Annotated in this window: 9 protein-coding genes; 5 read left to right on the forward strand and 4 right to left on the reverse strand. The window is 73.7% G+C overall.

The features are described from left to right. The 4 genes from RWM17_RS07850 to RWM17_RS07865 form a co-directional block, all read left to right on the forward strand. Positions 1 to 1,392: MmgE/PrpD family protein (locus RWM17_RS07850; protein ID WP_314102524.1), on the forward strand; the 1,392-nt coding region annotated here is incomplete at its 5' end. Continuing rightward, positions 1,392 to 2,291, forward strand: coding sequence for a methylisocitrate lyase (gene prpB / locus RWM17_RS07855; RefSeq protein ID WP_314102526.1), 900 nt, complete (start codon positions 1,392 to 1,394; stop codon positions 2,289 to 2,291). The genes RWM17_RS07850 and prpB, both read left to right, overlap by 1 nt. A 72-nt stretch (positions 2,292 to 2,363) precedes the next feature. Further along, entirely contained in the window at positions 2,364 to 3,545 is a 1,182-nt protein-coding gene (locus tag RWM17_RS07860) for a bifunctional 2-methylcitrate synthase/citrate synthase (RefSeq protein WP_314102527.1), read from the forward strand. A gap of 175 nt (positions 3,546 to 3,720) precedes the next feature. Next, positions 3,721 to 5,814, forward strand: coding sequence for a DUF255 domain-containing protein (locus RWM17_RS07865; RefSeq protein WP_314102528.1), 2,094 nt, complete (start codon positions 3,721 to 3,723; stop codon positions 5,812 to 5,814). Between the two features lie 138 nt (positions 5,815 to 5,952). Here the strand turns inward: RWM17_RS07865 and RWM17_RS07870 are convergent, their stop codons facing one another. From RWM17_RS07870 to RWM17_RS07885, 4 genes are all read right to left on the reverse strand, one after another. Beyond that, on the reverse strand, positions 5,953 to 6,828 hold the full coding sequence (locus tag RWM17_RS07870) for a rhodanese-like domain-containing protein (protein ID WP_314102529.1): 876 nt from the start codon (positions 6,826 to 6,828) through the stop codon (positions 5,953 to 5,955). 127 nt (positions 6,829 to 6,955) lie between these two features. Beyond that, the gene (locus tag RWM17_RS07875) at positions 6,956 to 7,528 is read right to left on the reverse strand and encodes a CoA-binding protein (RefSeq protein WP_314102530.1); all 573 of its coding nucleotides are present in this window, start codon (positions 7,526 to 7,528) and stop codon (positions 6,956 to 6,958) included. Position 7,529: 1 nt separating this feature from the next. Further along, the gene (locus RWM17_RS07880; protein ID WP_314102531.1) at positions 7,530 to 8,822 is read right to left on the reverse strand and encodes an O-acetylhomoserine aminocarboxypropyltransferase/cysteine synthase family protein; all 1,293 of its coding nucleotides are present in this window, start codon (positions 8,820 to 8,822) and stop codon (positions 7,530 to 7,532) included. Between the two features lie 104 nt (positions 8,823 to 8,926). Continuing rightward, positions 8,927 to 10,642, reverse strand: coding sequence for a phospholipid carrier-dependent glycosyltransferase (locus RWM17_RS07885; RefSeq protein ID WP_314102532.1), 1,716 nt, complete (start codon positions 10,640 to 10,642; stop codon positions 8,927 to 8,929). A 68-nt stretch (positions 10,643 to 10,710) separates the two neighbouring features. On the opposite strand from RWM17_RS07885, the gene rsmI reads away from it, so the two are divergent. Next, on the forward strand, positions 10,711 to 11,482 hold a 772-nt coding region (rsmI, locus tag RWM17_RS07890; protein ID WP_314102533.1), incomplete at its 3' end, for a 16S rRNA (cytidine(1402)-2'-O)-methyltransferase.

The following is an 11,482-nucleotide window of genomic DNA, read 5'->3' on the forward strand; positions in this document are numbered from 1 at the left end:
CACGGTGACAGCCCCGCGGACACGACCGACCGCCCCGAGAGCACCCTGCGTGCCGCGGGCCCGGCCGGCATCGCCAGCTCGGACGCCCGCAGCCCGCGCGCGGGCTCGACCGTCTTCGGCCTCGACCCCGAGCTGCGCGTCCAGCCCGAGTGGGCCGCGTGGGCGAACGGCGTCGCCGTCCGCGAGCTCGACTACCACGACACGTTCCTCGCCGCCGAGTACTCGCACCCCGGCGACAACATCCCGCCCGTGCTCGCCGTCGCGCAGCACGTCGGCGCAGACGGCGAGCAGCTCGTCCGGGGCATCGCGGCCGGCTACGAGCTGCAGATCGACCTCGCCCGCGCGATCAGCCTGCACGCCCACAAGATCGACCACGTGGCGCACCTCGGCCCGAGCGCGGCGGGCGGCATCGCGGCACTGCTCGGCCTCGACGTCGAGCGCACCGCGCAGGCGATCGCCCAGGCGCTGCACACGACCACGGCCACGCGGCAGTCGCGCAAGGGCCTCATCTCGACCTGGAAGGCCTACGCGCCCGCCTTCGCCGGCAAGCAGGCGATCGAGGCGATCGACCGGGCGCTGCGCGGCCAGACCAGCCCGAGCCCGATCTACGAAGGGGAGGACGGCGTGGTCGCCCGCCTGCTCGACGGCCCCGACGCGCGCTACTCCGTGCCGCTGCCCGGCCCCGGCGAGGCGAAGCGGGCGATCCTCGACAGCTACACGAAAGAGCACTCGGCCGAGTACCAGGCCCAGGCCTGGATCGACCTCGCCCGCCGTCTCGGACGCGAGCGGCCCGAGCTGCGCGACCCGGCCGCGGTGCGGAGCATCGTCCTGCACACCAGCCACCACACGCACGTCGTGATCGGCTCGGGCGCCGGCGACCCGCAGAAGTACGACCCGACCGCCAGCCGCGAGACGCTCGACCACTCGATCCCCTACATCGTCGCCGTCGCCCTGCAGGACGGCGAGTGGCACCACGAGCGCAGCTACGCGCCCGAGCGTGCGCAGCGCCCCGACACGGTCGAGCTCTGGAGGCGGATCACGACCGCCGAGGACGCCGAGTGGACCCGGCGCTACCACTCCGCCGACCCGGCCGAGAAGGCGTTCGGCGGGCGGATCGAGGTGGAGTTCACCGACGGCTCGCGGCTCGTCGACGAGATCGCGGTCGCCGATGCGCACCCGCTCGGTGCACGTCCCTTCGCGCGCGAGGACTACGTGCGGAAGTTCCGCACGCTGGCAGAGGGGGTGCTGGCGCAGGAGGAGGTGGAGCGGTTCCTGGGGCTGGCGACGCGCCTCCGCACGCTCGAGCCGCACGAGCTCGCCGGGCTGACGCTCACGCCCCCGGCGGGCTCGCTCGACCGGTCCGACGCGGCCTCGCCCGACGGGCTCTTCTGATGCTGTACTCGACGACGACCCCGGCCGAGAAGCGGCGCCGGCTCCGCGAGGCGCTCGCCGGTGACCGGCTCGTGCGCCTGCCGGGGGCGTTCAACCCGCTCAGCGCACGGCTGATCGAGCGGAAGGGCTTCGAGGGCGTCTACGTCTCGGGCGCGGTCGTCGCGGCCGACCTGGGGCTGCCCGACATCGGCCTCACGACGCTGACCGAGGTCGCGACCCGGGCCGGCCAGATCGCCCGGATGACCGACCTGCCGACGCTCGTCGACGCCGACACGGGCTTCGGCGAGCCGATGAACGTCGCCCGAACAGTGCAGACGATGGAGGACGCCGGGCTCGCCGGCCTGCACGTCGAGGACCAGGTGAACCCCAAGCGCTGCGGGCACCTCGACGGCAAGCAGGTCGTCGGCCTCGACACGGCCGTCAAGCGCGTCCGCGCCGCCGTGGAGGGGCGCCGCGACCCCGACTTCCTCGTGATGGCCCGCACCGACGTGCGCGCGGTCGAGGGCTTCGACGTCGCCGTCGACCGAGCGAAGGCGCTCGTGGACGCGGGGGCCGACGCGATTTTCCCGGAGGCGCTGACCGGCCTGGCCGAGTTCGAGGCCGTCGCCGAGGCGGTCGACGTGCCGGTCCTCGCCAACATGACCGAGTTCGGCAAGGGCGAGCTGCACACGGCCGAGCAGCTGCGGAGCGCGGGGGTGCGGATGGTCATCTGGCCGGTCACGCTGCTGCGCCTCGCCATGGGCGAGGCCGGGCGCGGGCTCGACGAGCTCGCCGCGACCGGCACCCAGGCGCGCCTCCTCGACCGGATGCAGCACCGCGCCGACCTCTACGACCTCGTCGACTACGAGGGCTACTCTGCCTTCGACGGCGGCGTGTTCGACTTCACGGTCGAGCGCTGAGCCGCAGCACCCGCACCGCACCGCACCGCAGCACCGTCGCACCACCTCGCCTCACCTCACGAAGGAGTGACCATGAGCGACACCCTCACCGCACCTCCCGCGCCCGAGCTGCACAAGGGGCTCGCCGGCGTCGTCGTCGACCGCACCGCGGTCTCGTCGGTCGACGCGGCCAGCAACTCCCTGCTCTACCGCGGGTACCCGGTGCAGCAGCTCGCCGCCTCCTGCGACATCGAGGACGTCGCGTTCCTCCTGCTGCACGGCGAGCTCCCGACGCCGGAGCAGCGGTCCGCGTTCGACGCCGAGCTGCGGGCCGCGCGTCCCCTCGCGCCGGGGCTGCAGCACGTCATCGACCTGATCCCCACGTCGGCGCACCCGATGGACGTCGTCCGCACGGCCATCAGCGCCCTCGGCGCCGCGGAGCCCGAGCCGAGTCGCGCCCCGGGCGAGCACGACCCCACCGACACCCGCCGCCTCGCGACGCGGCTCTTCGGCGCCCTGCCCGCGGTCATCGCCTACGACCAGCGCAGGAGGCGCGACCTGCCTCCGGTGCGGCCTCGCGACGACCTGGGCTACAGCGCCGACTTCCTCCGGCAGGTGTTCGGGCGCGAGGCCGACGATCTCGACGTGCGGGCGTTCGACACGTCGATGGTGCTGTACGCCGAGCACTCGTTCAACGCGTCGACCTTCACGGCGCGGGTCGTCGCGTCGACGCTCAGCGACCTGCACTCGTCGATCGTGGCTGCGGTCGGCGCCCTCAAGGGCCCGCTGCACGGCGGGGCGAACGAGGCCGCCCTCGAGCTGCTCGTCCGGGTCGCCGACGAGGGCGGTGCCGAGGGCGCCGCGGCCTGGCTCGACGGCGCCTTCTCGCGCCGCGAGAAGATCATGGGCTTCGGGCACCGCGTGTACAAGAACGGCGACAGCCGAGTGCCGACCATGGAGGAGGCGCTGGCCGGCCTCGTCGACCGGGCCCGCGCCTCCGGCGACTCCCGGGTCGACCAGCTCGCCGCCGTCTACGACGCGCTGGCCGCCGGCGTGCTCGAGCGCAAGGGGCTGAAGCCGAACGTCGACTGGCCGTCGGGCTTCGCGTACCACCTGATGGGCTTCGACACGGCGGTGTTCACGCCGCTGTTCGTCGCGTCGCGGGTGCTCGGCTGGAGCGCCCACGTGATCGAGCAGCGCGAGGCCAACTCGCTGATCCGGCCGCTGTCGCACTACGACGGCCCGGCGCTGCGCGACGTGCCGTCTCGCGGCTAGTCGCAGCGGCTGCGGCCGCCGCTGCACGCCCGTGCGCGGCGAACCGCGTTCCGAACCATGAACCGCGTCATATCGCAGTTCATGGTTCGGAACGCGGTTCATCTCGGTCGGAGGTGCCCTCCGCCCGGCGCTGCGCGACGTGCCGCGCGTCGGCGCACGCGCCTAGCGTGGAGGCGTGACGAACCGACTCTCCGACGCCGTCAGCCCCTACCTGCGCTCGCACGCCGACAATCCCGTCGACTGGTGGCCGTGGGGCCCGGAGGCCTTCGCCGAGGCCGTCCGGCGCGACGTCCCGGTGCTCGTCTCGATCGGCTACTCGACGTGTCACTGGTGCCACGTCATGGCCCGTGAGAGCTTCAGCGACCCCGAGCTCGCGGCGCACCTGAACGAGCGGTTCGTCGCGATCAAGGTCGACCGCGAGGAGCACCCCGACGTCGACTCCAGCTACCTGGCCGCCGCCTCGGCCTTCACCCCCCAGCTCGGCTGGCCCCTCACCGTCTTCACGACGCCCGCCGGGCAGGCGTTCTTCGCAGGCACCTACTTCCCGCCGCAGCCCGTGCAGGACCACCCGGCGTTCCGGCAGGTGCTCGACGCCGTCACCGAGGCGTGGACGACCCGCCGCGGCGACGTGGACACGACCGCCCGCGGAGTGGCGGCCGCACTGGCGGCGCAGCCCGCTCCTCCTGCGGCCGGCTCGGTCGAGCTGCCCTCGGCCGCGGCCCTGTCGCACGCGGCCGCTCGCGTGCTCGCCGCCGAGGACGTCGAGCACGGCGGGTTCGGCGGCGCCCCGAAGTTCCCCGTCGCGCCGGCCCAGCTGGCACTCCTCGGGCTCGGGGCCGGGGGAGACCGCGCAGCACTCGCCCTCGCCTCCCGGACCCTGCGGCGCATGGCCGCGTCGCCTCTGCGTGACCCGGTCGAGGGCGGCTTCTTCCGCTACTCGACCCGGCGCGACTGGGGCGACCCGCACTTCGAGCGGATGCTCTACGACAACGCGCTGCTGCTGACCGCGTACTCGCGGCTGGCCCTGCTCGAGCCGGCGGAGCCCGTCGGCACCGACACCGGCACCGACACCGACACCGACACCGGCACCGGCACCGACACCGACGGTGACGGCACGGACGAGACCGCAGGAGGTGCAGCTCGCGGACCTGCGCCCGCCCTCGGACCGCTCGAGGTCGCGGCGGGCATCGCGGGGTTCCTGCTCGGTCGTCTCCGCACGCCGCGCGGCGCCTTCGGCTCGGCTCAGGACTCGGAGAGCACGATCGACGGTCGCCGCGTGGAGGGCGAGTTCTACGCACTGGACGCCGCCGAGCGCGCTCGGCACGAGGCTCCGCCCGTCGACGACAAGGTGCTGACGGGCTGGAACGGCCTGGCGATCGCGGCGCTCGCCGAGGCCGGGGCTCGACACGACCGCCCGGACTGGGTGGCGGCCGCACGCGGCGCCGCGGACGTGCTGCTCGACGAGCACGTGACCCCCGACGGGCGGCTGCTGCGCGCCTCCTCGTCGACGGGGGTGTCGGAGGCGGTGGCCACGCTCGAGGACCACGGCATGTTCGCCGAGGGGCTGCTGCAGCTGACGCTCGCCACGGGGCTGCCCCGGTACGCGGTCGCCGCGAGGTCGCTGCTGTCGGCGTGCCTGGTGGACGAGGAAGGGGGCGTGCCCTTCACGGCGCCGGCGGGGCCGGACCCCGTGCTGAGGTCACAGGGGACGGCGCTCGCGGCGGACCCGTCCGAGGGCGCCTACCCGTCCGGGGTCGCCGCGACGGCCGTCGCCGCGCTCACGCTGCACCGGCTCACGGGCGACGCGCGGTGGCGCCGGGCTGCGGAGCTGGCCGTCGGCCCTGCCGCCGACGCGGCGCTCGACTCGCCCGTCGCGTACGGGACGACGTTCTCGTTGCTCGCGGAGCTCGCCGCGCCGTCCACGCAGCTGCTCGTCGTCGAGCCGTCCGTCCTCACTCCGGTCGTCGCGGCCCAGGTCGAGGGCGAGCTCTCGGCTGCAGCAGGGGAAGCGCCGTCGGTCGCGATCGACCTGGGAGGGCGCGCTCGTCGCACCCTGGGCCCCGGTGTCCTGGTGGGCGTCGTCGACGAGGACATCGCCGTGGCGCTGGCGGACGCCGGGTTCGAGCTCTTCGCGGGTCGCACGGCCGTACAGGGCCACGCGACCGCGTACCTCTGCCACGACTTCGTCTGCCGGCTGCCCGTCACCGGCGTCGAGGAGCTCGACCGCGACCTCGCCGAGCAGGCCCGTTCGCAGGCCCGCCACGACTAGACGCGGCACTCCACGCAGGGGCTGCGGTGAGCCAGCGACCCGCCCGCAGCTGCAGTCGAGGGCGGGTCGTCCGGCTCGAGGGCGAGAAGACCCGCCCTCGACCGACAGCGGCCGGCTCCGGCTCAGGTAGCGAACGCGTCAGGCCGCGAGCGACTCGAGCGGTGCGCCGTCGTCGCCCGTCCACTCGTCGAGCGAGCCGTCGTACAGGGCGACGTCGTCGTGCCCGACGAGGACCAGGGCGAGGGCGTCCGCGCTGGCCGCGATGCCCTGGCCGCAGTAGACGACGACCTTCTCGGCCGCCAGGACCGGCGCGAACGCCGCCTCGAGCTGCGCGGGCTCGGCGAAGTGCAAGCCGTCGTCGACGAGCTCGGTGGACGGCACGTTGATGCTGCCGGGGATGTGGCCACGACGAGGTCGTGACCCGGCGACGCCGTCGAACTCGGCACGAGGCGAGCCGCAGACGAGCGCCGCCTGTTCGTCGCCGCGCACGACGGCCTCGACGAAGGGCTTGTCGACCCACAGCCCCGGGCGCTCGTGCGCGACGAACACGGACGGCTCGGGCTCGACGGCTCCGACGTCGACGGGACGCCCCTCGGCAGCCCAGGCGGAGAAGCCCCCGTCGAGGACGGCCGCGTCGTCGTGGCCGGCCGCGCGCAGCAGCCACCAGAGCCGGGCGGCCCACGGGCCGCCCGACGAGTCGTAGGCGACGACCGTCGTGCCGGCGGCGATGCCCAGGGCGCCGGCTGCCTCGGCGAAGCGCTCGACGTCGGGCCGGGTGAACGGGAGCGCCGCCCGGTCGTCGCTGAGGTCGTGGATGAGGTCGCCGAACACGGCCCCGGGGACGTGCCCCTGCTCGAGGTACTCGCCGCGGCCGGTGGTGAAGCGGCCGGTCGCCTCGCCGTCGCGACCGCGCACGGGGAGCACCGAGACGTCGACCACGACCATGTCGTCGGCGCCGAGGTGGTCGGCCACCCACTGGCTGGAGACGAGGGGGGAGGAGATGACGGGGGACATGCGGGCCACCGTAGCGCCCGCCCCCGTCATCGAGCCTGCGCCCCGTTCACAGAGCGTCACGGGCAGCCGTCACGACGTCCGCCACGACGGCCGGCCGGGCCGCCGTCCGGGCCGGTCGCGACCGCTCTCAGCGTCCCGAGCGTCGCGACGAGATGACGCCGGTGTCGAAGCCCATCAAGTTCAGCCCGCCGTTGAACCGGGCGTGCTCGACCTTGATGCAGCGGTCCATGACGACGGTCAGGCCCTTCTCCTCGGCGTACCGCGCCGCCTCCTCGTTCCAGATGCCGAGCTGCACCCAGATGGTGCGGGCCCCGCTCGCGAGCACGTCGTCGACGACCGACGGGATGTCGCTCGCCTTGCGGAACACGTCGACGATGTCGGGCACCTCGGGCAGCGAGGCCAGGTCGGGGTACGCCTTCTCGCCGAGGATCACGTCGGCCCGGGGGTTCACGAAGTAGACGCGCAGGTCGCTCGACTGCTGCAGGTAGGTGCCGACGAAGTAGGAGGAGCGGGTCGAGTTCGGCGAGGCGCCCACGATCGCGACGCTCTTCGCGGAGCGGAGGATGGCCTGCCGTGCTCGGGCGTCCGGCCCGACCCAGGTGCGCTGGGACTTCAGCAGCGCGGCGAGCGGCGAGCTCGACGGCAGCTCGCAGGTGCGCCCGTTGGCCAGCTGAGTGGTGACCGTGTCGCTGGTGCTCACGTCACGCCTCCTTCGTCGCGGCGCGCAGCGCCTGGTCGAGGTCGTCGATGATGTCGGCGGCGTCCTCGATGCCGACGCTGATGCGGACCGATCCCGGCAGCACTCCGGCGTCCACGAGCTGCTGCTCGCTGAGCTGCGCGTGCGTCGTCGACCCGGGGTGGATGACGAGGGTCTTCGCGTCGCCGATGTTGGCCAGGTGGCTCGCCAGCTCGACCGACTCGATGAACGTCTTGCCTGCGGCGCGTCCGCCGGCCAGCTCGAAGGTGAAGACCGAGCCCGGTCCCTCGGGCAGGTACTTCTGCGCGCGCTCGTGGTGCGGGTGCCCGGGCAGGCCGGCCCAGCGCACGCGCTCGATGCGCGGATCGGCGTCGAGCCACTCGGCGACCTCGCGCGCGTTCTCGACGTGCGCGCGCATCCGGAACGGCAGGGTCTCGACGCCCTGCGCCAGCAGGAACGCCGAGTGCGGCGCCAGCGCGGGCCCGATGTCGCGCAGCTGCTCGGCCCGCAGGCGGGTGAGGAACGCGTACTCGCCGAAGTTGCCCGACCAGTTGAGCCCGCCGTAGCTCGGCACGGGCTGGTCGAAGAGCGGGAACCTCGCGCTGTCCCAGCCGAAGCGGCCCGACTCGACGACCACGCCGCCGAGGGTGGTGCCGTGCCCGCCGAGGAACTTCGTCGCCGAGTGGATCACGACGTCGGCGCCCCACTCGATCGGTCGGTTCAGGTACGGGGTCGCGATGGTCGAGTCGACGATCAGGGGGATGCCCGCGGCGTGCGCGACCTCGGCCAGGCCCTCGAGATCGGCGATCTCGCCGGAGGGGTTCGCGACCGTCTCGACGAAGAGCAGCTTCGTCGCGGGGGTGATCGCCGCGGCGTAGTCGGCCGGCTCGCTCGACTGCACGAAGGTCGTCTCGACGCCGAAGCGCCGCAGGGTCACGTCGAGCTGCGTGACCGACCCGCCGTAGAGGGCGGCGCTGGCGACGATGTGGTCGCCCGCGCCGGCCAGCGAGGCGAAGGTGATGAACTGCGCGCTCAGCCCGCTCGACGTCGCGACCGCGCCGAGGCCGCCCTCGAGGCTCGCCACGCGTTCCTCGAAGGAGGCGGTCGTCGGGTTCGCCAGGCGGCTGTAGATGTTCCCGTACTTCTGCAGCGCGAACCGCGCCGCCGCGTCCTCCGTGTCGTCGAACACGAAGGCGCTCGACTGGTAGATCGGGAGCGCGCGCGCCCCGGTCGCCGAGTCGGGGACGTTGCCCGCGTGGATCGCACGCGTGCGGAAGCCGTAGTCACGATCTGCCATGCGGCCACGCTAGCCGCTGGGCGTCACGGGACGCCTCGGTGCGTAACGCAGCTTCACAGGACGAGCCGCGCCTCCACGGCGGGGAGGAACGACCGGGGGCGACGCTACTTCCAGCTGGGGATCCAGTAGTGCAGCCGGATGAACTCCCAGTCCTCGAGCTGCGCCGTCCAGAGCGGGTAGAAGAAGACGGTGACGGCGATCGAGACGACGACCACGATGCCCGTCACGACGATCCCGCTCAGCCGTCGGTCGGGGTGGTCCGTCCGGCGGCCGAGGACGATGCCGAGCACCCCGGCCAGCCCGAGCAGCAGGTAGGGCTCGAAGGCGATCGTGTAGAACTGGAAGACGGTGCGGCCCGAGAACGCCAGCCAGGGCAGGTAGCCCGCGGCGATGCCGACCAGCACAGCCCCGACCTGCCACTCGCGGCGGCGGACGAGGCGGTACGCGAGGTACGCGCAGGCCGCGACGGCCGCGTACCAGATGAACGGGTTCGCGATCGAGGTGATCGCCATGCCGCAGCGGGCCACCTCGCAGGCGCCCTGGCCCTGGTCCAGCCCCTGGTAGTACATGCTCGTCGGCCGCAGCATGAGCAGCCAGCCGAACGGGTTCGCCGCATACGAGTGAGGGGTGTGCAACCCGACGTTGAAGGCGTAGACGCCCGCCTCGTAGTGCCACCAGTTCTGCACCGTGTCGGGGACCCAGGCGAGCGCGCCCGACCAGCGCTCGCCTCCCTCGGAGACCCAGTTGCGGTAGTAGCCGCCGTCGGTGACGAACCAGCCCGTCCAGCTCGCGACGTAGGCCACGGCGGCGATCGGCACCGTGAGCAGGAAGCTCACGGGCGCCTGGCGGAACAGCGAGCCCGAGAGCCAGAACTCGACGCCTGCCCGTCGACGCGCGAGCACGTCGACGACGACCGTGTAGACGGCGAACACGGCCAGGAAGTAGAGGCCGTTCCACTTCACGCCCGTCGCGAGGCCGCACATCAGCCCGGCGGTCACCAGCCAGGGACGGCCCCAGAGAGACGGGCCCCAGGCGGTGTCGCGGCCGGCCGCGCGCCTCCTCGCGAGCCAGGCGTCGAGGGACCTCGCGCTCTGCCTCCGGTCGAGCAGCACCGCCCCGAAGGCGAGCAGGCCGAACAGCATCACGAAGTTGTCGAGCAGCGCCACCCGCGACATCACGATCGCGTGCCCGTCGATCGCCATGAAGGAGCCCGCGAGCGTGCCGACCAGCGTCGAGCGCGACAGGTACGTGCCGATCACCGCGACGAGCGCCACGGCGACGATGCCCGCGACCGCCGTGCTGATCCGCCAGCCGGCCGGGTCGTCGGGCCCGAGTGCCCACATGCCGAGGCCGATCAGCCACTTGCCGAGCGGAGGGTGGGCCACGAAGGAGGGGGCGGCCAGGAAGCCGTCCGCCCCGCCGGCCGCGAAGGCGGCGTCGTAGTCGCTCGGCCACGAGCCCTCGTAGCCGAGGTTCCAGAGGCTCCAGGCGTCCTTGACGTAGTAGGTCTCGTCGAAGACGAGGGTGCCGGGCCGGCCGAGGTCCCACAGGCGCAGTGCGGCGGCGAGCAGGGTGACGAACAGCGGTCCGCCCCAGGCCCAGGCGCGTCGTCGCGCGGGAGTCGAGAGGACGCGGCCCCACCACGCGTCGATCCGGAGCGGCGGGCGGGGGGCGACCGGAGCTGTGGCCGTGCCGCTCGTCGCGTCTCCGGTCACCGCCTCGAGGTCGACCCGCACGTCGGACTCAGCCGGGGCGACGCGCCCCGCGGCCGTCCCGGTGTCGAGCAGGGCGTCGAACTCCCGATCGCCCTGGCTGCTCATCCGGCCATCGTATTCGGCCCGCATCGGGCTCGTCGGCGGCCGCGGCCCGGCCAGGGGACAATGGGCAGGTGATCGTCCTCGCCGCCACCCCCATCGGAAACCTCGGCGACGCCTCCCGGCGGCTGGTCGAGGCCCTGACGAACGCCGAGGTCGTCGCGGCGGAGGACACCCGCACCGCCATCCACCTCATGCGCGCCCTCGGGGTCGAGAACCGTCCCCGCCTGATCGCCCTGCACGAGCACAACGAGCGCGAGAAGGCGGCGGAGCTCGTCGAGCTGGCCCGGACGGCCGACCTGATCGTCCTCACCGACGCGGGCATGCCCGCGATCAGCGACCCGGGATTCCCCCTCGTCGAGGCGGCCGCGGCCGCAGGCGTCACCGTCACGGCGATCCCCGGTCCGTCCGCCGTGCTCACCGCGCTCGCCGTCTCCGGCCTGCCCACCGACCGGTTCAGCTTCGAGGGGTTCCTGCCGCGCAAGCAGGGCGACCGCCTCCGGGTGCTCGGGGCCCTCGCCGACGAGCGCCGCACGATGGTCTTCTTCGAGTCGCCGCACCGTCTCGGCGACTCGCTCGGCGACGTGGTCACGACGCTCGGCGCCGATCGTCGCGTCGTCGTCTGCCGCGAGCTGACCAAGCTGCACGAGGAGGTGCGGCGCGGCTCCGCCTCCGAGCTCGCCGCCTGGGCGGCCGAGGGCGTGCGCGGCGAGATCTGCGTCGTGGTCGAGGGCGCCCCCGAGCGCGAGTTCGACCTGGCGGCGGGCCTCGCGCAGGTCCAGGCCCTCGTCGCCGACGGGGCCCGGCTCAAGGAGGCGTCGACCGACGTGGCCGCCGCCACCGGCC

This window comes from uncultured Frigoribacterium sp., from assembly GCF_963515265.1.
In the GTDB taxonomy this organism is placed as follows: Bacteria; Actinomycetota; Actinomycetes; order Actinomycetales; family Microbacteriaceae; genus Frigoribacterium.

What these genes read in the sequence shown, in the direction of transcription:
- prpB (WP_314102526.1), top strand. Translation starts at nt 1,392, where the DNA reads ATGCTGTACTCGACGACGACCCCGGCCGAGAAGCGGCGCCGGCTCCGC.
- RWM17_RS07860 (WP_314102527.1), top strand. Translation starts at nt 2,364, where the DNA reads ATGAGCGACACCCTCACCGCACCTCCCGCGCCCGAGCTGCACAAGGGG.
- RWM17_RS07880 (WP_314102531.1), bottom strand. Translation starts at nt 8,822, where the DNA reads ATGGCAGATCGTGACTACGGCTTCCGCACGCGTGCGATCCACGCGGGC.
- RWM17_RS07870 (WP_314102529.1), bottom strand. Translation starts at nt 6,828, where the DNA reads ATGTCCCCCGTCATCTCCTCCCCCCTCGTCTCCAGCCAGTGGGTGGCC.
- RWM17_RS07885 (WP_314102532.1), bottom strand. Translation starts at nt 10,642, where the DNA reads ATGAGCAGCCAGGGCGATCGGGAGTTCGACGCCCTGCTCGACACCGGG.